This is a genomic window from Limimonas halophila, assembly GCF_900100655.1.
GTDB lineage: Bacteria > Pseudomonadota > Alphaproteobacteria > Kiloniellales > Rhodovibrionaceae > Limimonas > Limimonas halophila.
This window is the reverse complement of record NZ_FNCE01000003.1, coordinates 273,013-294,547: the sequence shown is the minus strand read 5'-3', so window position 1 is coordinate 294,547 and position 21,535 is coordinate 273,013. Positions and strand designations below refer to the sequence as shown.

24 protein-coding genes are annotated in these 21,535 nt (G+C 67.8%); 11 read left to right on the top strand and 13 right to left on the bottom strand.

The window, feature by feature from the left end; translation table 11 throughout:
* The first annotated feature begins 309 nt into the window (after positions 1 to 309).
* Complete coding sequence (locus tag BLQ43_RS06875; RefSeq protein WP_143006166.1) at positions 310 to 786, top strand: hypothetical protein; 477 nt, start codon at positions 310 to 312, stop codon at positions 784 to 786.
* A gap of 8 nt (positions 787 to 794) precedes the next feature.
* On the opposite strand, the gene BLQ43_RS14835 is transcribed toward BLQ43_RS06875, so the two are convergent.
* A complete protein-coding gene (locus tag BLQ43_RS14835) occupies positions 795 to 2,720 on the bottom strand; it encodes a LysM peptidoglycan-binding domain-containing protein (RefSeq protein ID WP_090019105.1) in 1,926 nt (641 codons plus the stop codon).
* A 103-nt stretch (positions 2,721 to 2,823) separates the two neighbouring features.
* Here BLQ43_RS14835 and BLQ43_RS06865 point away from each other — a divergent pair, with 103 nt between their 5' ends.
* Both BLQ43_RS06865 and BLQ43_RS06860 read left to right on the top strand, forming a co-directional pair.
* The gene (locus tag BLQ43_RS06865; RefSeq protein ID WP_090019106.1) at positions 2,824 to 3,423 is read left to right on the top strand and encodes an LOG family protein; all 600 of its coding nucleotides are present in this window, start codon (positions 2,824 to 2,826) and stop codon (positions 3,421 to 3,423) included.
* Between the two features lie 160 nt (positions 3,424 to 3,583).
* Positions 3,584 to 4,819 carry an NADP-dependent isocitrate dehydrogenase gene (locus BLQ43_RS06860; protein ID WP_090019107.1) on the top strand — a complete coding sequence of 412 codons (1,236 nt, stop codon included), beginning with the start codon at positions 3,584 to 3,586 and terminating at the stop codon, positions 4,817 to 4,819.
* Positions 4,820 to 4,907: 88 nt separating this feature from the next.
* Here BLQ43_RS06860 and BLQ43_RS06855 read toward each other — a convergent pair whose 3' ends face one another.
* The 10 genes from BLQ43_RS06855 to BLQ43_RS06810 form a co-directional block, all read right to left on the bottom strand.
* On the bottom strand, positions 4,908 to 5,105 hold the full coding sequence (locus tag BLQ43_RS06855; RefSeq protein ID WP_143006167.1) for a hypothetical protein: 198 nt from the start codon (positions 5,103 to 5,105) through the stop codon (positions 4,908 to 4,910).
* A 261-nt stretch (positions 5,106 to 5,366) separates the two neighbouring features.
* Complete coding sequence (gene alaS / locus BLQ43_RS06850) at positions 5,367 to 8,021, bottom strand: alanine--tRNA ligase (protein WP_090019386.1); 2,655 nt, start codon at positions 8,019 to 8,021, stop codon at positions 5,367 to 5,369.
* Positions 8,022 to 8,233: 212 nt separating this feature from the next.
* Positions 8,234 to 9,322: a recombinase RecA gene (gene recA / locus BLQ43_RS06845; RefSeq protein ID WP_090019385.1), complete on the bottom strand. Its 1,089-nt coding sequence runs from the start codon at positions 9,320 to 9,322 to the stop codon at positions 8,234 to 8,236.
* Between the two features lie 149 nt (positions 9,323 to 9,471).
* On the bottom strand, positions 9,472 to 11,913 hold the full coding sequence (locus BLQ43_RS06840) for a hybrid sensor histidine kinase/response regulator (RefSeq protein WP_090019384.1): 2,442 nt from the start codon (positions 11,911 to 11,913) through the stop codon (positions 9,472 to 9,474).
* Positions 11,913 to 13,004, bottom strand: a complete 1,092-nt coding sequence (gene flhB / locus BLQ43_RS06835; RefSeq protein WP_090019383.1) for a flagellar biosynthesis protein FlhB — start codon at positions 13,002 to 13,004, stop codon at positions 11,913 to 11,915. Before flhB ends, BLQ43_RS06840 begins: the two co-directional genes overlap by 1 nt.
* Before the next feature lie 15 nt (positions 13,005 to 13,019).
* A complete protein-coding gene (gene fliR / locus BLQ43_RS06830) occupies positions 13,020 to 13,781 on the bottom strand; it encodes a flagellar biosynthetic protein FliR (protein ID WP_090019382.1) in 762 nt (253 codons plus the stop codon).
* Positions 13,782 to 13,809: 28 nt separating this feature from the next.
* Positions 13,810 to 14,079, bottom strand: a complete 270-nt coding sequence (gene fliQ / locus BLQ43_RS06825) for a flagellar biosynthesis protein FliQ (protein WP_090019381.1) — start codon at positions 14,077 to 14,079, stop codon at positions 13,810 to 13,812.
* Between the two features lie 36 nt (positions 14,080 to 14,115).
* The gene (gene fliE, locus BLQ43_RS06820; protein ID WP_090019380.1) at positions 14,116 to 14,460 is read right to left on the bottom strand and encodes a flagellar hook-basal body complex protein FliE; all 345 of its coding nucleotides are present in this window, start codon (positions 14,458 to 14,460) and stop codon (positions 14,116 to 14,118) included.
* Between the two features lie 43 nt (positions 14,461 to 14,503).
* A complete protein-coding gene (gene flgC / locus BLQ43_RS06815; protein ID WP_090019379.1) occupies positions 14,504 to 14,911 on the bottom strand; it encodes a flagellar basal body rod protein FlgC in 408 nt (135 codons plus the stop codon).
* Between the two features lie 23 nt (positions 14,912 to 14,934).
* Entirely contained in the window at positions 14,935 to 15,342 is a 408-nt protein-coding gene (locus tag BLQ43_RS06810; RefSeq protein WP_090019378.1) for a flagellar basal body rod protein FlgB, read from the bottom strand.
* Between the two features lie 168 nt (positions 15,343 to 15,510).
* Here BLQ43_RS06810 and csrA point away from each other — a divergent pair, with 168 nt between their 5' ends.
* A complete protein-coding gene (csrA, locus tag BLQ43_RS06805) occupies positions 15,511 to 15,813 on the top strand; it encodes a carbon storage regulator CsrA (RefSeq protein WP_090019377.1) in 303 nt (100 codons plus the stop codon).
* Between the two features lie 13 nt (positions 15,814 to 15,826).
* On the opposite strand, the gene BLQ43_RS06800 is transcribed toward csrA, so the two are convergent.
* Complete coding sequence (locus BLQ43_RS06800) at positions 15,827 to 16,216, bottom strand: hypothetical protein (protein ID WP_090019376.1); 390 nt, start codon at positions 16,214 to 16,216, stop codon at positions 15,827 to 15,829.
* Positions 16,209 to 16,397: a hypothetical protein gene (locus BLQ43_RS06795; protein WP_090019375.1), complete on the bottom strand. Its 189-nt coding sequence runs from the start codon at positions 16,395 to 16,397 to the stop codon at positions 16,209 to 16,211. The genes BLQ43_RS06800 and BLQ43_RS06795 overlap by 8 nt, the downstream gene beginning before the upstream one ends.
* A 235-nt stretch (positions 16,398 to 16,632) precedes the next feature.
* Between BLQ43_RS06795 and BLQ43_RS06790 the strand changes: the two genes are divergently transcribed.
* From BLQ43_RS06790 to fliP, 7 genes are all read left to right on the top strand, one after another.
* Positions 16,633 to 17,832, top strand: coding sequence for a glycosyltransferase family protein (locus tag BLQ43_RS06790; protein WP_176758561.1), 1,200 nt, complete (start codon positions 16,633 to 16,635; stop codon positions 17,830 to 17,832).
* A gap of 2 nt (positions 17,833 to 17,834) precedes the next feature.
* The gene (locus BLQ43_RS06785) at positions 17,835 to 19,181 is read left to right on the top strand and encodes a DUF4910 domain-containing protein (protein WP_090019373.1); all 1,347 of its coding nucleotides are present in this window, start codon (positions 17,835 to 17,837) and stop codon (positions 19,179 to 19,181) included.
* Positions 19,178 to 19,720, top strand: coding sequence for a dTDP-4-dehydrorhamnose 3,5-epimerase family protein (locus BLQ43_RS06780; RefSeq protein WP_090019372.1), 543 nt, complete (start codon positions 19,178 to 19,180; stop codon positions 19,718 to 19,720). Before BLQ43_RS06785 ends, BLQ43_RS06780 begins: the two co-directional genes overlap by 4 nt.
* A 106-nt stretch (positions 19,721 to 19,826) precedes the next feature.
* Entirely contained in the window at positions 19,827 to 20,093 is a 267-nt protein-coding gene (locus BLQ43_RS06775; RefSeq protein WP_090019371.1) for a hypothetical protein, read from the top strand.
* Complete coding sequence (locus BLQ43_RS06770; protein ID WP_090019370.1) at positions 20,090 to 20,416, top strand: hypothetical protein; 327 nt, start codon at positions 20,090 to 20,092, stop codon at positions 20,414 to 20,416. The genes BLQ43_RS06775 and BLQ43_RS06770 overlap by 4 nt, the downstream gene beginning before the upstream one ends.
* Positions 20,413 to 20,724, top strand: coding sequence for a hypothetical protein (locus BLQ43_RS06765; RefSeq protein WP_090019369.1), 312 nt, complete (start codon positions 20,413 to 20,415; stop codon positions 20,722 to 20,724). The genes BLQ43_RS06770 and BLQ43_RS06765 overlap by 4 nt, the downstream gene beginning before the upstream one ends.
* Positions 20,721 to 21,476, top strand: coding sequence for a flagellar type III secretion system pore protein FliP (fliP, locus tag BLQ43_RS06760; RefSeq protein WP_090019368.1), 756 nt, complete (start codon positions 20,721 to 20,723; stop codon positions 21,474 to 21,476). Before BLQ43_RS06765 ends, fliP begins: the two co-directional genes overlap by 4 nt.
* Positions 21,477 to 21,535 lie beyond the last annotated feature (59 nt).

Below are 21,535 nucleotides of genomic sequence, written 5' to 3'. Positions count from 1 at the left end.
AGCTGCAGGCCGCGATGTTCGATGCCCAGGAAACCTCCTATGAGGAGGCCGTGGACAAGTACATCGAGAACCACCAGAAGCGCGTGGACTACTGGGTCACGGGCGAGATCGAGTAACTGCGTCGCCACGCGACCGAGACCGGACGCAACCTGGGCCCGGCCGCAGTGCCGGGCCCTTTTCATTTCGGCATGCGAACGCCATGATCCGTATGTCGTTCTGGGCGGCACCGCGCCCTTTACGTGGCGTTAATGGCCGGCGCGCCACGCTCTGAACGGGTCGCAACGGGATTCGAAGCGGATGGACACCACCGTGGCTGAGACCGACACCGAAGACACGCCCATCCTGCGCGTGATCGCCGAGACGGAACGCCCCGTCGAGGTCGGCGATTTGGTCATGGATCCGCAGGGGCTACTCCAGCATCGCTCCGACGCGAACCCCGTCACGCTGACCTTCAGCTACCACGGCTACAGCTTCGTGGCGAACGTGCCCGCGGAACCCGAAACGCCACTGGTTCTGCGCGCGACGCTCGGCGCCATCCCCTATTCCGCTGAGAGTGTGTACTGCCGCCGGCTTGCCCGCACGGTCCTGGCCCAGGCACGCCTGAACCGGGGCCGCATGGTGCGCGACAACCACTCCCAGGTTCATCTCGAAATGTGGATGGAGCCGCCGCGGCCGCGGACCCCGGCGAACGTGGTTTCCACAATCGTTGCACTGCTGCTGGACGCGCGGCCCTATCTGGATCTCCTGGGCCCGACGCTTCAGCGATCCTCGGCGCCGCTGACGTAACGCCGGGCTTACCCGTCCCGCTGCGGCAGCATGAAAACTTGGCCTGGATAGATCAGGTCCGGGTCCTCGATCTGGCCAGCATTGGCCTGATAGATCACATGGTACCGGTTGCCAACGCCGTAGGTGCGTTCGGCAATCGACCACAGATTGTTGCCTGGCTGAATCACGACAAAATCGGAATCGGCGCGCGCTCCCACCAGCGGCTGGCTGGAAAAGGGCGTGGTTACGCTCGCAACCACACTGCCGTTGCTGTCGCGCTGCTCGATGCGCACCCGATGCATGCCGGGTTCGAGCGTATCAGCGGGAATGATCCGCCAACGGCCGTCAGCGCCGACTCGCGCCCGGCCCATGGTACGCTCATCCACGATCAGCACCACGAGATCGCCCGGTGTGGCGCGACCGCGCACGTCGATGTGGCCGCTGACGGTGTAGCGGATGGTCCCGAGGCGCAGTGTACCGCCCTGATCCCCGATACCCCCGGCGCGTTGCTGAAGCAGCTCGACGCGGCCCTCGCCCTTCCGCGGAACCTGGATTGCCGTGAGCTTCTGCGCCGGACCGCCCTGCTCCGCGCCGCCATCGTCGCGCGCCTCGGGGACGGCGACCATGACGGCGTTCGGCGATACGCGCGTGTCGCCCCTCTCAGCCTCGGCGCGCAGCGTCAGCCGCCGCTTGCCCCCGTCCAAACCGGCCGGGGGGATGGCGACGAACTCACCGTTGCTATTGGCGCGCGTTCGAGCCACGGGTTCGTCCTTGTCCATCAAGGTAACGCGGCTGTGCGGTGGCGCGCGGCCGGCGACAACGGCATCGCCCTCGGGATCGACGCGAACGATGTCGAAGCTGGGCGCCTGACTGTCCTTGTCCGCGCCGTCGTTCGCCGTCGCGGCTGTCTTGCTCTCATCCCTGCGGGACGCCGATCGCGGTCGGGCTTCAACCCGGATCTCGGGCTTCTCGGGCGCCACTGCTGCAGTGTCCGCACCTGCGCGTGCCGACGCAGGACCGGTCGGCGTCGGCAGCCAATCCGGCGGGTTGACAGCCGGTGAGCTCCCGGCAGCCAGCCGGTCACGAGATCGCGCGTCCCTCGCCGGTATGGCCGGCGGGGCAACCGCAGCGGCCGGCGTCTCGCGGGCGCCGGTCTGCGTGCGCCCGATGGCCGGCTTCACAACCCGCGGCGCGTCGGCGGTGTCACCATCGCCGCGCGCCCCGGCTGTCGGCCGATCCGGCTTGCCCGCGACGGGCCGCGGGGCATCACCCCCCGCGTCGGCCGCCGTAGGGTCCGCGGTGGTGGCGGTGCCATCCGGCGCCACCGCATCCGTCGGCGCCACGGCCGCCTTGTCGTCGGCTGTGGCCGTGCTTTCATTGGCCGACACGGCCTTTTCGGTTCGGCCTGCGGAGATCGTGCCGTCACGGTCGGGCGCCCTCGCATCCAGCGCAATCGTGGGCTTGGCCGGCTTCGCGGGCTCGGCCGAGATTGCGCCGGGCTGAGCGTCACGGGCCGGCGCCGTGGCCGCCCGCTCTTCCGCTGGCGCGCCGGTTTCGCTGCCGAGTGCCGGTTCGTCGGGACGCTCGCCGGCCCCCGGGGCGTCCCGATCCCGCCCCGCCGCATTGAGCGCGATCGCCGGCGCCTGTGGTTTCACGGCCTGGGCCGTTTCGCGTGTCGCCCCGGTATCCGCGGCCGGAGCGTCCTGACGGTCGCTATCCGCAGTGTCTTGTGCCGCGGTGTCTTTCTCTTGCGAAGCGTCATCTTGCGGCGCAGCATCCGCGCCGGTGCTCTCCGAGCCGCGGTCGCCGGCCTCGGCCGTCGACGCCGGGGTGGAGCCGGTGGCCGTGTCACGGCTTTCGAAGAAGCCGAGGCGGTGAACCACACCGGCTGCGACCGCAAGGACAATCGCGCCGAGGATCCCGGTGATGACATACGGGCGGATGGTGTGGCGCATCGGCTGGGTCCATCCCGTTCTGGACAGGTCGTGACGGTGTCGCCATCACGTCGCACGAGTATAGCAACCGAGATGTGGTATATCAGTTAACGGGTGTCGAGGCATGACCCAAGGCGACGCGTCGTCATGCAGCAGTATCTGTGTGTATTGCGGCTCACAGGCCGGGCTGGCGGCTGACCACCTCGAAACCGCACGTGCCCTCGGCCGGGCTTGCGCCGCGAACGGCATTCGCGTCGTCTTCGGGGGCGGCAGCATCGGGCTCATGGGCGCGCTGGCCGAAGCCTCCCGCGCGGCCGGCGGCGCGGTGACCGGGATCATCCCCGACCACCTGCGTGCCCGCGAGCTGGCGGACGAGGCCGTCGACGACCTGGTGGTCGTGGACTCGATGCACGAGCGCAAGCGGCTCATGGCCGAACGCGCCGACGGCTTTTGCGTCTTGCCGGGCGGGATCGGCACCCTGGACGAGACGATCGAGATCCTGACGTGGAAGCAGCTCGGCCTTCACACCAAGCCGGTGGTGCTGTTGGACAACGGCCGCTTCTGGGACCCGCTGATGCAGCTCTTCGCGCACCAGCGCGCGGCCGGCTTTCTTGGCGAGACCGAACCGAACCTGTTCCAGCGCGCCGGCAGCGTCGACGAGGCCATGGGCATCTTGACGCACACACCGCGCGCCACCGCGGCAACCGGGCTCGACCGCGCCTGACCCGGCTTTTTGCCGTGGTATTATCCGGCCGGGCGCATTGCTATCGTGGCCGCGCGCCGCGAGCACGGCCAAACCAACCTCGACGCCGCGGCAGCGGGCGCTCACCGCGCGACGCCGCGCCGGCGGCAGACATCACACGGCGGCAGCAGGGGGATTGCTGATGGCGAAGATCAAGGTCGCCAACCCCATCGTCGACATCGATGGGGATGAGATGACCCGGGTGATGTGGTCCTGGATCAAGGATCGCTTCATTCACCCCTATCTGGATGTGAACCTGCAGTACTACGACCTGGGCATCGAGAACCGCGACGCCACGAACGACCGCGTGACGGCCGACTGCGCGCACGCGATCCGGCGCTATGGCGTGGGCGTGAAGTGCGCCACGATCACGCCGGACGAGGCGCGCGTGAAGGAATACGGCCTGAAGAAGATGTGGCGCTCGCCCAACGGCACGATCCGCAACGTGCTGGGCGGAACCGTCTTTCGTGAGCCCATCATCTGCGAGAACGTCCCGCGCTACGTGACCAACTGGACGAAGCCGTTCGTCATCGGCCGCCACGCCCACGGCGACCAGTACAAGGCCTGCGACATCCAGATCTCGCAGCCCGGGCGTCTGAAGATGCGCTTCGAGCCCGCCGACGGGAGCCATCCCCAGGAATACACCGTGCATGAGTTCACGGACACCGGCGTCGCCATGGGGATGTACAACCTGGACGAGTCCATCCGCGACTTCGCGCGCGCCTGTCTGAACTATGGGCTGCAGCGCGGCTGGCCGGTGTACTTCTCCACCAAGAACACCATTCTGCAGACCTACGACGGCCGGTTCCGGGAGATCTTCGAAGAGGTCTACGAGAACGAGTTCCGCAAGAGCTTCGAAAAGGCCGGCATCTTCTACGAGCACCGCCTGATCGACGACATGGTCGCCGCCGCGATGCGCTGGCACGGCGAATTCGTCTGGGCCTGCAAGAACTACGACGGCGACGTGCAGTCGGACGCCGTGGCCCAGGGCTTCGGCTCGCTGGGGCTGATGAGCTCGGTTCTCATGACGGCCAGCGGCAACATCGTCGAAACCGAGGCGGCGCACGGCACGGTGACGCGGCACTACCGCCAGCACCAGCAAGGCAAGGAAACCTCGACGAACCCGATCGCGTCGATCTTCGCCTGGACGCGCGGGCTGAAGTTCCGCGGCGAGATGGACGGCACGCCCGAGGTCGGCCGCTATGCCGAAGCGCTGGAGCGGGCCTGTGTCCGCACCGTCGAGAACGGCGAGATGACGAAGGATCTCGCCATGCTCGCCGGTGAGAACCAGGCTTGGCTGACGACGCGCGAGTTCCTCGACGCCGTCGAGCGCACCCTACAGCAGGAACTCAACGCGCCCGCCGAGAGTGGCTCCTGAGGCCGTCCCATCGCGCCCCGCGGTCGCGGGCCAGATGGGCCACGGCCGCGGGGCCACGCCGGCACAGCCGAACCGCCGGACCGGTCCGTCAGGCGTCGTGTTGCTGCGGAACCGGCACAACCCCTTCGCACAGACTTTCCAGCACATCCGCGGCCGTCCGGCACGCTTCGGCCTGCTGCGGGGCCACGGCGTTCAATTCAGCCGCCAATTCGCGCAAGCGGCCCACGTGCTCGGCGAATGTCTGTTGCTCGGGGGTTTGCAGAAACAACCCCTGGCTTTGTTCCATCGGCTCCCCGGCCACAGTCGGCATAGCCTGCGACAAAACGTAGCACACGCCGCCCGGAAAGCTTAACACCACGCCGTGTGAGGGTTTTGTCCGAACGTTGTGACAACCCGGCCGTGTCCGATTTCCCGCCTTGACGATCGAGACGCCGGTCCACCGGGCGCATCGCCGCCAAGCCGGCGCGGACGCGAAAAAGCCCGCGGCGCCGTAACGCCGCGGGCCGTCTTTGTGGTGAGGCTTTGCGGCGAGGTTCGGCGCTGCGGCTCAGGCCGCCACCGCCTCCGAGAGGGCGCTGGCGATGGCGGAAACCGCGTCCTCTCCAGCATCCGGGTTGGGGCCGCCGGCCTGGGCCATGTCGGGACGGCCGCCGCCGCCCTTGCCGCCCAGCGCCTGCGAGCCGACGCGAACCAGCTGCACCGCATCCACGGTGTTCGTCAGGTCGCTCGTCACCCCGACGACGAGGGAGGCCTTGCCCTCCCAGGACCCGGCGATGGCGACGACACCCGTACCGAGCTTCTTCTTCATCTCGTCGGCCATGGGCTTCAGATCCTTGGGCGGCACCTCGCCGACCACGCGGCTGGCGAAGGGAACGCCGCCGACGTCGCGCGTTTCGACGCCGCCGCCGCTGCCGGCCGTGGCCAGCTTCTTGCGCGTTTCCGCCAGATCGCGCTCCAGGCGCTTGCGCTCGTCCAGGAGCTGGTTGAGCCGCTCCACGAGGCCGTCCGGTGTCGCGCGCAGCGCCGCCGCCGCCTCGCGCACGGTGTTTTCCTGCTCGCGCACGTACTGCTCGGCCGGCTGGTGCGCCACCGCCTCGATGCGGCGCACCCCCGCGGCCAACCCCTCTTCGTGCGTGATCTTGAAGAATCCGATGTCGCCCGTGCGTTGAACGTGGGTGCCGCCGCACAGCTCCATCGACCACGGGGCGTTGGCGCCGGGGTCCTGCCCGCCCATGGAGACGACGCGGACCTCCTCGCCGTACTTCTCGCCGAACAGCGCGACGGCGCCCGCTTCGATGGCGTCGTCCTTGGGCATGACCTTGGCGGCGACGTCCGTGTTGGCGCGGATGCGCGCGTTCACCACGCCCTCGACGGCCATGAGGTCGTCACGGCTGATGGGCGTGGGTTGGCTGATGTCGAAGCGCAGCCGGTCGGGCGCCACGAGCGACCCCTTCTGGGCGATGTGCGCGCCGAGCTGCCGGCGCAGCGCCTCGTGCAGCAGGTGCGTGGCCGAGTGGTGCGCGCGGATGCGCGAGCGCCGCTCGCCGTCGATGGCCAGCTCCGCGCTCTCGCCGCGCGCGAGCGTGCCTTGCTCCACGACCACAGTGTGGACGTGCAGGTCGCCCACCTTCTTCTGGGTGTCGGTGACGCGCCCGCGCCCCGTGGGCGTCTCGATCGTGCCGGTGTCGCCGACCTGGCCGCCCGACTCGCCGTAGAACGGCGTTTGGTTCGTGACCAGTTCGACCGTCTCGCCGGCGGTGGCACTCCCGACCCGCTCGCCCTTGCGGACGATGGCCTCGATGTGGGCGGAGGCGGTGTCGTGCTCGTAGCCCAGGAACTCGGTTGCGCCCGCCTCGTCGCGCACGTCGAACCAGACGGTATCCCACGCGGCCTCGCCGGAGCCGGCCCAGGCCTTGCGGGCGGCCGCGCGCTGGCGCTCCATGGCCTCGTGGAAGCCCTGCTCGTCCAGCGCCATGCCCTCGCCGCGCAGGATGTCCCGCGTCAGGTCCACCGGGAAGCCGTAGGTGTCGTAGAGCTTGAACGCCACTTCGCCCGGCAGCGTGCCGCCGTCGGGCAGCTTGGCCGTCTCGTCGCTCAGCATCTTCAGGCCGCGCTCCAGCGTGCCCTGGAAGCGGCCTTCCTCCATCTTGAGCGTTTCCGTGACGAGCGCTTCCACGCGGCGCAGCTCGGTGAAGTGATCGCCCATGGCGCTGACGAGCTGCGGCACGAGCTTGTGCATCATGGGCTCGCGCACGCCGAGCTTGTGCACGTGGCGCATGGCGCGGCGCATGATGCGGCGCAGGACGTAGCCGCGGCCCTCGTTCGACGGCATGACGCCGTCGGCCATGAGGAAGGCGGTGGCGCGCAGGTGGTCGGCGATGACCTTGTGCGAGGGGCGGTACTCGCCGTCCGGACTGACGCCCGAGAGGTCGGCGGAGGCTTCCATCAGCCCGCGCAGCAGGTCGATGTCGTAGTTGTCGTGCTTGCCCTGGAGGACGGCGGCGATGCGCTCCAGGCCCATGCCGGTGTCGATCGAGGGGCGCGGCAGTTCGACCTTCTGCCCCGGCTCGGGCTGGTCGTACTGCATGAAGACGAGGTTCCAGATCTCGATGAAGCGGTCGCCTTCATCGTCGCTGCCCGGCGGGCCACCCGGCACCTCGGGCCCGTGGTCGTAGAAGATCTCGGAGCACGGCCCGCACGGCCCGGTGTCGCCCATGGCCCAGAAGTTGTCCGAGCCGGAGATGCGCAGGATGCGGTCCTCCGGCAGCCCCGCGACCTTGCGCCAGAGGTTGTAGGCGTCGTCGTCGTCGACGTAGACGGTCGCCAGCAGGCGCTCGCGCGGCAGGCCGAACTCCTCGGTCACGAGCTTCCAGGCCAGCTCGATCGCGCGCTCCTTGAAGTAGTCGCCGAAGGAGAAGTTGCCCAACATCTCGAAGAAGGTGTGATGCCGGGCGGTGTAGCCGACGTTTTCCAGGTCGTTGTGCTTGCCGCCCGCGCGCACGCACTTCTGCGAGGTGACCGCGCGGTTGTAGGGAACGTGTTCGTGGCCGGTGAACACGTTCTTGAACTGCACCATGCCCGCGTTGGTGAACAGCAGCGTGGGGTCGTTGCGCGGCACCAGCGGCGACGACGACACGATCTCGTGATCGTGGCGGTGGAAGTAGTCGAGAAACTGCCTGCGGATCTCGTTCGTCGTCAGCATCCCATTCCCCCACGCGGCTGCGCGCGCAGCTTGGCTGGTGTCCGTTCGTGTATGTAAGGCCGACGCGCGGACCGCTCAATCAGCGACTGCCCAGAGGGCGCGCACCGGCATGCCGTGACCGCGCCGGCCGGCGCGCACACCCTGCCGATGGCACACACCCCTGCGCAACACTTGGCACCGGCCGCAGGGAAATCGCGGGAGATGCCGGCGGCTCAGCCGTCCTCGCCGGACTCGGCGCCTTCGGCGCTGTCGCTGCCCTCCAGCATCGTGGAGGCGACGAGGCCGGCGTTTTCGCGCACCTTGCCTTCCAGCTCCTGGGCGATCTCGGGGTTCTCTTTGAGGAACTTCTTGGCGTTCTCGCGCCCCTGGCCGATGCGCTTGCCGTTGTAGGAGAACCACGCGCCGGCCTTTTCCACGATTCCGGCCTGCACGCCCAGGTCCAGCACCTCGCCCGTCTTGGAGATGCCCTCGCCGTACATGACGTCGAATTCGACCTGCCGGAACGGCGGGGCCATCTTGTTCTTCACCACCTTCACCTTGGTCTGGTTGCCGGTGACGGTGTCGCGGTCCTTGATCGAGCCGATGCGGCGGATGTCGAGGCGGACCGAGCTGTAGAACTTGAGGGCGTTGCCGCCGGTCGTGGTTTCCGGGCTGCCGAACATCACGCCGATCTTCATCCGGATCTGGTTGATGAAGATCACCATGCAGTTCGAGCGCGCGATCGAGCTGGCGAGCTTGCGCAGCGCCTGACTCATCAGCCGCGCCTGCATGCCGGGCTGGGACTCGCCCATCTCGCCTTCCAGCTCGGCGCGCGGCACCAGCGCGGCGACGGAGTCCACGACGAGCACGTCGATCGCGCCCGAGCGCACCAGGGTGTCGGCAATCTCAAGCGCCTGCTCGCCCGCATCCGGCTGCGAGATCAGCAGGTTCTCGACATCGCAGCCAACCTTGCGCGCGTAGGTCGGGTCGAGGGCGTGCTCGGCATCGATGAACGCGCAGGTGCCGCCCTGCTTCTGCGATTCCGCGACGACGTGGAGGGCCAGCGTCGTCTTGCCGGAGGATTCGGGGCCGTAGATCTCGACCACGCGGCCACGCGGCAGGCCGCCGATGCCGAGCGCGATGTCGAGCCCCAGCGAACCGGTGGATACGACCTCGGCGTCGACCACCGACTGGCGCTCGCCCAGCCGCATGATCGAGCCCTTGCCGAAGGAACGCTCGATCTGCCCGAGGGCCGAATCCAGCGCCTTCTGTTTGTCCGTGCTCTTCTTGTCCGCCAAGCTCAAAACATTCTGCTGTGCCATCGAGGGGCTCCCCTTATCCCACAGCCGCGCCGCCACCTGCAACGCGTGATCTCTCACCACCCCGACTTTTGTACCTGTTCTGTTCTCTGCTGCCAAGGTGGAGGCTGGCAACAACCGCCGTCAGCACGGCGGGTGCGGCCACACACGCATCAGGCGGTGTCGTACATGGCGTCCTTCACCGCGCCGGCGAGCTGCTTGAGCGTGAACGGCTTGGGCAGGAAACGTGCCCCCTCGGTGCTGTCGATGCTGGAGCGGAAGCTGTCCTGCGCATACCCGGAGATGTAGATGACGCGCAGGTCGGGCTGCATCTCGCGGAGTCGCGCCACCAGCGCCGGCCCTTCCATCTCGGGCATCACGACGTCGGTGATCAGCAGGTCCACGGGCTCGCCGCGCTCCCGCATCGTCGTCAGCGCCGCCTCGCCCGATTGGGCTTCCAGCACGGTGTAGCCCTTCTTGCGCAGCGCCCGTGCGGAGAAGGAGCGCACCGCATCCTCGTCCTCAACCAGCAGCACCGTGCCCATGCCGGTGAGGTCGTAGGCGGCCTCACCTTCACCTTCTCGCGCCTCGGGCTGATCCGCCGTGTCGCGGTGGCGCGGCAGGTAGATGGAGAAGACCGTGCCCTCGCCCACCGTGCTGTCGACCTGAATGTGGCCGCCGGTCTGCTTGATGATGCCGTAGACCGTGGCGAGGCCCAGCCCGGTGCCCTCGCCCACCTCCTTCGTGGAGAAGAAGGGCTCGAACACACGCGACAGGCTTTCCGCGGGAATGCCGCAGCCTGTATCGCGGACGTCGATGCGCACGTACTGTCCGGGCGGCACGGTTTCGCCATGGCCTGGTTTGTCTTCTGCCAGCTCGGTGTTGCTGGTGCGGATGTCCAGGCGCCCCCCGGTTTCGGCCATGGCGTCGCGCGCGTTGACGGCGAGGTTGATGATGACCTGTTCGAGCTGACCCTGATCGACCTTCACGGGATACAGCCCGCTGCCGTGCTCGATGCGCAGCGTGATGCGCTCCCCGATGAGGCGCTGGAGCAGGTGGTTCAGCTCCACCAGCACGTCCGTCACCGAGAGCACGGTCGGACGCAGCGTCTGCTGGCGCGAGAAGGCGAGCAGCTGCCGGACGAGGTTCGCCGCCCGGTTGGCGTTCTGCTTGATCTGCATGAGATCGGCGAAGGACTGGTCGCCCGCGCGGTGGCGCAGCAACAGCAGATCGCAGAAGCCGATCATCGCGGTGAGCAGGTTGTTGAAATCGTGCGCCACCGCGCCCGCCAGCTGCCCGATGGCCTGCATCTTCTGCGACTGCGCCACCTGCTGTTCCAGTTGTTTGTGGCGCGTCATCTCGATCAGGTAGACGAGCCGCTGCGTGCCCACGTCGGTGGCCTCGAAGGCCTTGGCGAACACGGCGAAGACGCGCTCGCCGTCGGGCGAGCGCACTTCCGGCGGGTCGGTTTCCCCGCCGGCCGGCCCGGCCAGAGCGTCCGCCACCGTCTTGCGATCCGACGCATGGACCAACTCGGGCAAGCGCTCGCCGGTGAGCGACTCGCCCTGCTGGGCCAGAAGGTCCGCGAAGGCGGCGTTGCAGGCCTGGATGCGGCCAGCGGCGTCCAGCAGCGCGATCCCCAGGGGCGCCTGCTCGAAAAAGCTGCGGAAGCGCTGTTCCGACTCCGCCACCGCGGCGGCGGCGGCGTTTTCGCGCGACAGGTTGCGCACCACCGCCCGCGCCGTGGGATGCCCGTCACGACCCTCGCGCACGACCTGTTGCGTGATATGCGCGGTGAATGCGCTGCCGTCGGCGGCGTGGAACACGGCGTTGCGGGTTTCCGTGGCACCGTCCCGATCCGGGTCCAGGGGAAAAGCGCTGTAGGCAGGCGCGCCCGCCTCCGCGTCCACGAGGTGGTGGAGCCGGCAGCCGCCGTCCGCGAGCGCCGACGGCGTCCGCTCCAGCCAGTCTGCGAGCGTCGCATTGGCGTAGACGAAACGGCCGTCGCGGTCGACCACGTAAAAGCCCACCGGCGCCTGATCGAGCAACCCGGCCAGCCGCTCGTGCTCCGTGCGCAGGCGCTCCTGCATGTCGCGGCGGCTGGTGACGTCCTCCGCAAACCAGACCGCCGCGCCCGGCGGGTGCGCCACGGGATAGGTCCGAACCGCGTACCAGCACGCACGGCACCTCGGCCAATGCACGGCCACTTCTGCCCGGCCGCCGCTGCCGCTCGCCGCCTCGCGGTGGAGGTTGGCCAGGGCGTCAGCGGCGACTTCGCCTTGCGCATGCGCCGTCAACAGGTCGGGAAGGCTCGCCCCAGCGTCGTTCAGCCACGCGCGCCCCGCGGCGTTGGTCCGGATCGGCCGACCATCCGAGCGCACCACCTGGGCCGGGCTGGGCAGGGTCTCGAAAACGTCCCGCAGGGGCCGCAGGCGCTCGCGCTGGCGCCACCAGCCCACCGCCGCGAGCGCTGCGAGCACCGCGAAAACCCCAGCGAGCGCCCACGGCAGCCAGCCGGCTGTGCTGTCCACAGGGGCCGCAAGCGCAGCCGTGGGCGCGACGAGGGTGCCGAGGCCGCCGATACCGGCGAGCGGATGGCGGTCGCGCGCGACCATCACCGGCCCGCGTTCCGCCCGCCGGGCATGCGACCTTTCAGGCGCATGACGTAGCTGATGACCTGTGCCACTGCCTTGTAGTGCTCGGGTGGGATTTCCTGGTCGATCTCCACGCCGGAATAGAGCGCGCGCGCCAGTGGCGGGTTGGGAACGATGGGAACGTCGTTTTCGCGCGCCGTGGTGCGGATGCGTTCGGCCACGCGGTCGGTTCCCTTCGCCACCAGCGTCGGCGCGGCCATGTTGACCTGATCGTACTTGAGCGCGACGGCGTACTGCGTGGGGTTCGTGACGACGGCGTCGGCGTCTGGAACCTCGGCCATCATGCGCTTTTGCGACTTTTCCTTGCGCAGCTGGCCCAGCTTCTTTTTGACCTCGGGGTCACCTTCCGTCTGCTTCTGCTCGTCCTTCACCTCCTGCTTGGTCATCATCATCTGCTCGTGGTGCTGCATCTTCTGGAAAGCGAAGTCGGCCACGGCGATGACCGTCATGACCGCCAGGATGCCGCCCACGATCTTGAGGACGAGTTCGCGCAGCACCGGCAGCGCCGTGTTCACCGGCATCAGCGGGAGTTCGTTCACCCGGTCGTGCTCGGGAATGAGCATCAGCGTGACCACGAGCGCCACGACCGAGAGCTTGCCGATGCCCTTGGCGAACTCCACCAGCGAGCGCTTGGAGAACAGCCGGCCCGCGCCCTTGATGAGGGAGATCTTCTCCAGCTTGGGCTTGATCGTCTCCGGGCTGAGCAGGAAGCCGATCTGCAGCACGATGGACACGATCGCCGCCGCCATGGCGATCAGGAAGGGAACGAAGAGCGCGCCGATGACGTCCCAGATCGTCTTTTCCAGCAGTGCGCCCAACTCCGCGCGGCCCGTGGGCAGCTGCGTCACCTTGCCGATGAAGGGGTACATCGCCTCGTAGAGGCTCTGCACGGTGTAAGGAGCCGACACCGTCAGGATCAGCCCGAAGGCCAGGATCATGAACCAGTGCGTGACTTCCTGGGACTTGGCGACCTGGCCCTTTTCGCGCGCCTGGTCCAGCCGGCGCTGCGTCGGTTCCTCGGTCTTCTGGGTGTTGTCCTGCTCCTGGGACATCGCACCAGCCCCGGCTCACAAGTTCAGCAGCGGACGGTAGGATTCCGTGAAGCTCTGGAGAAACCACTGCATGATCGCCGGCAGCGTGACCAGCAAGAGCACGATTCCCTTCCCCACCTGCAGCGGGATCGCCACGAAGAAGATCTGCACCTGCGGCATCAGGCGGTTAATCAGCCCGACCCCAATGTAGAAGATGGTCCCCACGACGAGGAAGGGCATGGCGAGCTGAAAGCCGAGTTTGAAGGCATCCGCCGCCGTGCGCGCGACGAACTGCGCGATGTCCTGCATGGGGGGCGCGCGCCCGGCCGGGAAGACGGCATAGCTGTCCACCATGGCGCGCAGCATCATGTGGTGCGTGTCCGTGGCGAAAATCAGCAGCACGCCCATCGTGCTGAGAAACGCGCCGACGATGGAGCCCTGCTGCTGGGCGGTGGGGTCGTTGACCAGCGCGTTCGACAGCGTGGACATGAACGCCATGATCATGCCGGCGATCATCAGCGCACCGACGATCATGCGCGCCACGCCGCCCAGCAGCAGGCCGATGAACACCTCGCCGATGAGCACGAGCGCCAGCGCGATCGGCTCGCCGGGCCGGCCGGGCAGCTTGTCGGCCAGCAAGGGGGCGAGGATGAGTGCCATGAAGAAGGCGAAGATCACACGTGCGCGGCGGGTGACGTAGCTGTCGCCGATGCCCGGCATCACCATCGCGGCAGCGCCGACGCGAACGAGGATGAGCAGGAAAACGAACAGCTTCGCGGGCAGAACGGATTCCAGCATGCGGCGCTCACCCGGCCCGGCTGCGGCGTCAGGATTCGATGGTCACGATGCGCTCGTTGACCTGGTCCGCGAAGGACTGCAGCTGGTTCACCATGTACGGCGCCAGCGCCATGATCGCGATCATGATGGCGATGATCTTGGGCACGAACGCCAGGGTCATTTCCTGGATCTGAGTCAGCGCCTGAATGAGCGCCACCGCCAGCCCCACGAAAAGGGCGATCAGCATGATCGGGCCGGCGACCATCAGCATCACGTAAACGGCGTCGCGCCCGATGGCGATGATCTCGGTTTCATTCATGGCGGTGCTGGATGGCCGGCCGCGGTTCCGCCATACTCAGATCGGCATCTGCAGGATCTGCTGGTAGGCCTGGATGGCGCGGTCGCGCACCGTGGTGACGCTTTGCAGCGTCATCTCTGCCTTCGACATCGCCATCACGACGTCGTTCATGTCGGCGGTCCCGGCCGCGGCCTTGAGCGACTGCGTCTCGCTGCGCTGAACCGTCTGGATGGCGTTGTCGGTCGCGCTCTCCAGCACCTGGCCGAAGGACTGGCCGTCATCATTCACCGGCGCCGGGCCGGGCGCCTGGTTCACGGGCTGGGTCTGTTGCGTGCTGTCGGGCTGCGCCTGCTGGGCCGCGCGGCGATAGGCGGCGAGCGCTTCCGAGAACGAGACGTTCATCGGGCCGTCTCCACTGTTTGATCCGGCCGGGTCCGCCTGCGCGTCAGCGCATCAGCGAGATCAGGCCCTGCATCATCTGGCGCGAGGATTCGATGACCTTCAGGTTGGCCTGATAACTGCGCTGGGTTTCGCGCATGTCGGCCATTTCCACCAGGCTCTTCACGTTCGGCGTCTTCACGTAGCCCTCTTCGTTGGCCGCCGGATGGCCGGGCTTGTAGGTCTTGCCGAAGTCGCTCTGGTCCTTGATGACATCATCGACCTTCACCTGCTGGACGCCGACTTCCTCGTTCATGACGTTTTCGAAGGTGACGATCTGGCGCTGGTAGGGATCGCCGCCGGGGGAACGCGCCAGGGAGTTGGCGTTCGCCAGGTTCTCCGAGATCACGCGCATGCGGTCGCCCTGGGCCTTCATGCCCGCGGAGGCGATGTGCAGCGTCTTCGACAGATCCATAACGCGATCCTCCAGGGCCGCGGTCAGCCGCCGCCGCCCGAGCCCCAGGCCATGCGGAACATGTCCATGTACTTCCGGTAGATGTTCGTCATGGCGCGGTGGGACTGCTGGGTGTCGGCGACCTTCACCATCTGTTCCTCGATGACGACCGCGTTGCCGTTGGGGGCCGTCTCGTAGGTCTCGTCCTGCTCCTCGGCTTCCGGCGTCTGCGCGTCGGGCACGCTGGCGTTGATGTGCCCCGCGTTCGTCACCTTGGGCTGCATCGGCTCCAGTTCGCGCTGAAGCGCGCCGACGAACTCGGGATCTTCCATCCGGCGCGGCTTGTAATCGGGCGTGTCGGCGTTCGCGATGTTGTCGGCGAGCACACCCTGGCGCTGCTCCAGCCATTTCATGCGGCGCGAAACCGCATCGAAGACGTTGAAGTCCGCCATCGCCCTGTCCGCCGCGTTGTTGACTCTCGGGGTCGTACTCCACGTGATTTTGGCGCCAGCCTTGTTAAGAACCCGTAAAGGCGCTTAGGTTGACCCCCTGTGCGGGCGACGCCCGCGGGGACCGCGGCCATCTGCTCGCGCTGCGGTCACGGCAAGGGACGGTGCGCGATGCTTTATCTGACGCGCAAGGTCGGCGAGTCCGTCGTCATCAACGACGACATCGAGGTCACGGTCGTCGACATCCGCGGCAAGTCCATCAAGCTGGGGTTCACCTTCCCGCCGGACGCCAGTGTGCTGCGCCGGGAGATCTACGACCGCATCCAGGCGGAAAATCGCGCGGCCGCCGAAGGCACCGACGCCCTGGCGGCCGAACTGGGGCGACAGGCGGGCGGCCGCATGCACGCCGCTGCGGAACCGTCGCATTCCGCCGCCGCTGCGCGCACGCGCGCCCGGGAGGAAGAGCCGGAGTGACGCGCGCCGGCTTTCAGGCGGGGAAGATGTCCGGCCGCATGGTCTCCGCCAGCCCCTCTTCGGTGTAGCGCCCGTCCGCGAGCGCTTTTACATAGGCCGCGAGCACGGGGCCGTCCGGCCCGGTCCAGCGATACCCGTTGGCTTCCAGGAACATCACCAGCGCCGCCAGTCCCGTCGCGCGGTTGCGCGCGGCGAAGGGCCGGACGGTCATGATTGCCGTCAGATGCGCCACCGCCAGCCGCACGGCGTCGCGCTCGCCGTCGATGGTGCAGCGGCGCTGCACATCGCCCAGCGCGCGCCGCACCGCCTCCAGGTCGGCCAGCGCGGTCCCGCCGGACTCCGCGACCTCCGCCTCGTTCAGGCGTGCGATCTCCTCGGCCGGCACCCACCGCGGTTCAGCCATGGCTGGCCTCGACATCGTCCAGGGTCGTCCGCGCCTGTTGCGTCGCCGCCAGCGCCCGCGTGCGCAACGCGGCGAAGTCCGGCACGTCGTGCGGCGGCCGCGGCGCGTAGCTGATCCGTTTTTCGCGGTCGGCCGCGTGGGCGGCATCGACGGAAAACCCTGCGTTCCCGTCACGCGTCATGCTTCACCTTCCACAGCACAGCCTCATCCACCGGCAAAGCTAGTGCCGCAGGTTCGCTCCTGCAACGCGACAGCGCGGCAACACAGGCTGCCCGCATACGTCATCTGGCCGCACGGCAACATCAAATTCCACCCCTTCTGTTTTAAATCTTTATTCGTCTTTGAAGAGTTAAGAAAACCATTATTCTGGTATTCAACAATTTTGACTCGTCCGCAAGACGCCAAGGATGAACAGGATGGGACGTGAATACGATCATTCGACACGGCGGCCGCGTCATACCTTCGTGGCGTCACCGCGCGGCGCCACGGACCAACTCTCGCGAACGGGCAACTTCGAGTTCGAGGACGTCGTCTGTGAGATGGAATCGGCCGATCTGCTCGCGCCGGCGTCGGATGGCCATTCCACGTTCATGCGCAAGGCGCGCAACAAGATTTCCGACCGGACCTCGCTGTACAGCATCATGCCACGCGGAACGACCACACGGTTGGACAATCGCTCCTACGATATCGGTTTTTTCCTTTTCCAGTTCGTGCCGGATCTGGTGCGTTTCGATTTGCTGAGCGGATGGCGGCGGCGGACTCACCTGGCGGTGTGCGTCATCGAGGAACTGTGGGCCCGCGACATCCCGCGGTTCCGACACAAGCTCAGTCAACTCAAGGCCTTCGATCTGGTCTTCTGCTGCTGCTACCACAGCATCGAACCGCTCGCGGAGGCCATCGGCCGCGAGGTGCTCTATCTGCCGCCGGCCGTCGACGTGCTGCGGTTCATGCCCACGGCCCAGGCCCAGAACCGCGCGATCGACGTGTGCTCGATCGGCCGGCGATCGCCCATCACGCATCGCGCCCTGATCAAGCAAACGATCGATAATGGGCTGTTCTACCATTTCGACAGCGTGCGCGGCCCAATGTACGCGCGCAATCCGCGGGATCACCGCCTGCTGCTGGCCAACCTCGTCAAGCACAGCCAGTACTTCATCGCCAATGTCGCCAAGATCGACCAAACACACGAAACCGACGCCCAGCCCGAAATCGGCCAGCGCTTCTTCGAAGGCATGGCGGGCGGCGCGGTGCTGCTTGGCCAGCCACCGAAAACGGCCATCTTCGACCAGCTTTTCGACTGGCCGGATGCGGTGATCGAAATCCCCTTCGATTGTCCCGGGATCGCCGAGGTGCTGGCGGAGCTGAACGCGCAGCCGGCGCGTTTGCGCCGCATTCGCCAGGACAATCTCGCCGGAACCGCCCGCCGTCACGACTGGATGCATCGTTGGCAAACCATTCTCGAAACCGCGGGCCTGCCGCCAACACCCGCGATGCGCGAGCGCGCGCGGACGTTGAGCGAGGTGGCGAACCGGGGGGCGGCGGTGAACGGCGAAACCACGGCGACGGCAACGCCGGCAGCCCGCGAAGAGTGGATGGGCCAGGACTTCGGGGGGTGACCATGCTTTCGCAATCGGCCGCCCAGCCCTCGCGCGGGCAGCAACTTCACGACCGCATCGCGGCGTTGGTTCCCTATCACCGCAGCATCACCGGCGAGGGCGTGCGCCAGACCCTGCGCGATTTGCGCGAGATCGTGCCGCTCACCATCCACGAGGTGCCGAGCGGAACCCGGGTCTTCGACTGGACCGTTCCCCGCGAATGGGCGATCCGTGACGCCTACATCAAGGACACAGACGGGCGGCGCATCGTCGATTACCGCGAAAGCCCGCTGCACGTCGTCAACTCCAGCGTGCCCGTCCACGCGCGCATGTCCCTGAACGACCTGCGCCCGAACATCCACACGCGGCCGGATCAGCCCGACGTCATCCCCTACCGCTACGCGCATTACCAGGCGGGATGGGGGTTCTGCATGCGCCACCGCGACTTCGAAGCCATGCCGGAGGGCATGTACGAGGTGCGGATCGATTCGGCGTTCACGGACGGGTCCCTGACCTACGGGGAGTGCTGCATTCCCGGGGCGAGCGAGCGCGAAGTCCTGTTCTCCTGCCACGTCTGTCACCCGGCCTTGGCGAACGACAACCTCTCCGGCATCGCCGTCGCCGCCGAGCTCGCGCGCACGCTGATGAACCGTGACCTGCGCTACACCTACCGCTTCGTCTTCGTCCCGAGCACGATCGGCGCGATCACCTGGCTGGCGCGCAACGAACACCGGACCGCGCGCATCGACCACGGGCTGGTGCTGAGCAATCTCGGCGATCCGGGCGGGCTCACCTACAAGGTGACGCGCAACGGCGGCACGGACATCGACCGGGCCATGCGGCACCTGTTCGGCTACGGCGACCGGCCCGGCACCGTACGACCGTTCAGCCCGTACGGCTACGATGAGCGGCAGTACAATTCACCGGGCTTCCAGTTGCCGGTGGGTTTGCTGACGCGGACGCCGCACGAGGGCTATCCCGAGTACCATACCTCCGCCGACGACCTGAACCTGCTGACGCCCGAGGCGCTCGAGGACAGCTACGACTTCATCATGGAGGTCGTGAACCTGGTCGAGACGAACCGCACGTACCTGAACACCTGCCCCAAAGGCGAACCCGAGTTGGGTCGACGCGGCCTCTACCGCAGCGTTGCCGGTCACAGCGCCGGGCGGACGGCGGAGTTGCCGCATCTGTGGGTGCTGAATCTGGCGGATGGCGCGCACAACCTGCTTCACATCGCCGAGCGGGCAGGCCTCGCGTACAGCCTTGTCGAACAGGCGGCGTCCCGGCTGGTCGAGGTCGGGCTTCTGCGCGAAGCGGTGGGCGCACCGCCAGATGGCGCAGCCCCCGACCGGGGGATGCCCCCATGAAGCTCCACGAAACCGCGATCCCAGGCGCTTACCGCATCGAGCTGGACCCGAAGCGGGACGAGCGCGGGGTGTTCGCCCGCATCTGGTGCGCCCGGACCTTCGCGGAACACGGCCTGTCCGGGCAACTCACCCAGTGCAGCCTGTCCGTGACGGAGACGCGGGGGATCATACGCGGGCTGCACTACCAGAAGCCGCCCGCGCAGGAGACCAAGCTGGTGCGCTGCGTGCGCGGCGCGATCTTCGACGTGATCGTCGACGTCCGGCCGGACTCACCCGCCTACGGCCAATGGCACGCGGAAACCCTGCGTGCCGGCGTACACACCCTGCTGTACGTTCCGGCGGGCTGCGCCCACGGGTTCCAGACCCTGGCTGACGACACCGAGGTCAACTACTGGATGTCGGCCCCGCACGCACCCGACGCCGAAGCCGGCATCCGGTACGACGACCCAACGCTCGCCATCCCCTGGCCATTGCCGGTGGCCCACTTGTCCGACCGCGATCGCCGGCTCGGCCCACTGGCCGGGCGCGCCGGGGCGTAAGCCAGCGCCCGTTGGCCGTCCCGGACCGCCCCAGGGCAACTCCCCTAACTGTTTCTTAAGCCTGATTCACCACCCTGCCCGCGCAGACACGCACGCGATCCGGGGCATGGGTGTGAGCGAAGCCAGCGGCAGCAGCAAAACGCCGCCGGCCCGGGCGGTCGCCCGGCAGATGGACGCCCTGCGCGCGGCCGGGGCGCGCGGCGATCCGGCGCGGCTGAACGTGCCGTCGTTGCGCGGACAAGGCATGCCGCCGCCCGTCGCCCTCGTCACGATCGCCTGCATGATCGACCGGCTGTGCGCGGCCGACGCCGCCGGCGAAAAAGCCCCGGCGGCCAAGCCGCCGTCCGACGACGGCAAAGGCGAGACGCCATGAGCGACGACGCCCCGACCACGGATGCCGAGGCGCACCTGAGCGCCCTGGCGGACCGCATCGCGGACGCCGAGGCCCGGCTCGCGGCGGCGGAGGCCGTGGATCTCGCGGGCCTCGACGCGCTGACGGAGCGCGCCTGTTCCGCCGTGGCCGCGCTGCCCGCCGAGCAGCGCGACGTGCTGCGCCCGCGGGCCGAGGCGCTGCTGGCGGGGCTCGACCGGCTCGCCGGCGCCCTGCACGGACAGGCGGGAACGCGCGACGGCCATCACACCGAAGCCGCCCGTGCCTACGCGCGCGGCGCAGCAACCGAGCGGGGCGAGCCATGAACTACGTGGATTACACGTGGTTCGTCCTGGCGCTGGTGCTGGTCATCGGGCTGATCCTGCTCGCCGGAAAGCTGGCGCAGTGGTTCGGCGTGGGCGGGGCCAAGCCCACCCGCCTGGGCCGCAAGCGGCGCTTGACGGTCAGCGAAGTCCTTCCCATTGACAGCCGCACCAAGGCCGTGCTCCTGCGGCGCGACGACGTCGAACACCTCGTGCTCCTCGGCTCCCAGGACACCCGCGTGGTGGAACGGGGAATCGGGCCGGCCGCGAGCAGTTTTCAGGAAGCCATGAACGAGGACGCCGGCGAATGAAGCTGCGCTGGGCGATCCTGCTCGCGGGGTTCGCGCTCGCGGGGCTGACGGCCCTGGCCGGACCGGCGGCGGCACAGGAACTGAGCCTCGATCTGGGTCAGGGTGCGGACGGCGAGACCACCCAGCGTCTGATCCAGATCGTCGTGCTCGTCACCATCCTGTCGCTGGCGCCGTCGATTCTGGTGATGGTGACGTCGTTCACGCGCATCGTCGTGGTCCTATCGTTCCTGCGCAACGCGCTGGGCATCCAGCAGACGCCGCCGAACTCGGTGCTCATCAGCCTGGCGCTCTTCCTAACGGCCTACATCATGATGCCGACGATGCAGGCCGTGTACGATCAGGCGCTGCAGCCGCTCATCAACGACCGGATGACCACGACGACGGCGCTGGAGGAGGCATCGGGGCCGGTCCGCTCCTTCATGCTGGACCACGTGCGCGAGCAGGACCTGACCCTCTTCCTCGACATGGCGAATGTGGAGAACGTCGAGAACGCCGAGGACACGCCGCTGCGCGCTCTCGTCCCCGCGTTCATGATCAGTGAGCTGCGCCGCGCCTTCGAGATCGGCTTCCTGCTCTACCTGCCTTTCCTCATCATCGACATGGTGGTCGCCTCCGTCCTCATGTCGATGGGCATGCTGATGCTGCCGCCCGTCATCATCTCCCTGCCGTTCAAGCTGATCTTTTTCGTGCTCGTGGACGGCTGGTACCTCGTCGCGGGCAGCCTCGTGCGCTCCTACGGCATCGGCGGATAGCTGGGCACAGCCGGCGTATGCGCTGACAGGTCCGGGCGTCGTGTATGTCGCGCCGAACG

Excerpts from the sequence above, each read along its gene's own strand:
- alaS (WP_090019386.1), bottom strand. The coding sequence starts at position 8,021 with ATGCTGACGACGAACGAGATCCGCAGGCAGTTTCTCGACTACTTCCAC.
- fliE (WP_090019380.1), bottom strand. The coding sequence starts at position 14,460 with ATGAACGTCTCGTTCTCGGAAGCGCTCGCCGCCTATCGCCGCGCGGCC.
- fliR (WP_090019382.1), bottom strand. The coding sequence starts at position 13,781 with ATGCTGGAATCCGTTCTGCCCGCGAAGCTGTTCGTTTTCCTGCTCATC.
- BLQ43_RS06800 (WP_090019376.1), bottom strand. The coding sequence starts at position 16,216 with ATGGCTGAACCGCGGTGGGTGCCGGCCGAGGAGATCGCACGCCTGAAC.
- BLQ43_RS06765 (WP_090019369.1), top strand. The coding sequence starts at position 20,413 with ATGAACTACGTGGATTACACGTGGTTCGTCCTGGCGCTGGTGCTGGTC.
- BLQ43_RS06790 (WP_176758561.1), top strand. The coding sequence starts at position 16,633 with ATGGGACGTGAATACGATCATTCGACACGGCGGCCGCGTCATACCTTC.
- BLQ43_RS06785 (WP_090019373.1), top strand. The coding sequence starts at position 17,835 with ATGCTTTCGCAATCGGCCGCCCAGCCCTCGCGCGGGCAGCAACTTCAC.
- BLQ43_RS06855 (WP_143006167.1), bottom strand. The coding sequence starts at position 5,105 with ATGGAACAAAGCCAGGGGTTGTTTCTGCAAACCCCCGAGCAACAGACA.
- flgC (WP_090019379.1), bottom strand. The coding sequence starts at position 14,911 with ATGGATCTGTCGAAGACGCTGCACATCGCCTCCGCGGGCATGAAGGCC.
- BLQ43_RS06810 (WP_090019378.1), bottom strand. The coding sequence starts at position 15,342 with ATGGCGGACTTCAACGTCTTCGATGCGGTTTCGCGCCGCATGAAATGG.
- BLQ43_RS06865 (WP_090019106.1), top strand. The coding sequence starts at position 2,824 with ATGACCCAAGGCGACGCGTCGTCATGCAGCAGTATCTGTGTGTATTGC.
- fliP (WP_090019368.1), top strand. The coding sequence starts at position 20,721 with ATGAAGCTGCGCTGGGCGATCCTGCTCGCGGGGTTCGCGCTCGCGGGG.
- recA (WP_090019385.1), bottom strand. The coding sequence starts at position 9,322 with ATGGCACAGCAGAATGTTTTGAGCTTGGCGGACAAGAAGAGCACGGAC.
- BLQ43_RS06775 (WP_090019371.1), top strand. The coding sequence starts at position 19,827 with ATGGGTGTGAGCGAAGCCAGCGGCAGCAGCAAAACGCCGCCGGCCCGG.
- BLQ43_RS14835 (WP_090019105.1), bottom strand. The coding sequence starts at position 2,720 with ATGCGCCACACCATCCGCCCGTATGTCATCACCGGGATCCTCGGCGCG.
- BLQ43_RS06860 (WP_090019107.1), top strand. The coding sequence starts at position 3,584 with ATGGCGAAGATCAAGGTCGCCAACCCCATCGTCGACATCGATGGGGAT.
- fliQ (WP_090019381.1), bottom strand. The coding sequence starts at position 14,079 with ATGAATGAAACCGAGATCATCGCCATCGGGCGCGACGCCGTTTACGTG.
- csrA (WP_090019377.1), top strand. The coding sequence starts at position 15,511 with ATGCTTTATCTGACGCGCAAGGTCGGCGAGTCCGTCGTCATCAACGAC.
- BLQ43_RS06770 (WP_090019370.1), top strand. The coding sequence starts at position 20,090 with ATGAGCGACGACGCCCCGACCACGGATGCCGAGGCGCACCTGAGCGCC.
- BLQ43_RS06780 (WP_090019372.1), top strand. The coding sequence starts at position 19,178 with ATGAAGCTCCACGAAACCGCGATCCCAGGCGCTTACCGCATCGAGCTG.
- flhB (WP_090019383.1), bottom strand. The coding sequence starts at position 13,004 with ATGTCCCAGGAGCAGGACAACACCCAGAAGACCGAGGAACCGACGCAG.
- BLQ43_RS06840 (WP_090019384.1), bottom strand. The coding sequence starts at position 11,913 with ATGGTCGCGCGCGACCGCCATCCGCTCGCCGGTATCGGCGGCCTCGGC.
- BLQ43_RS06795 (WP_090019375.1), bottom strand. The coding sequence starts at position 16,397 with ATGACGCGTGACGGGAACGCAGGGTTTTCCGTCGATGCCGCCCACGCG.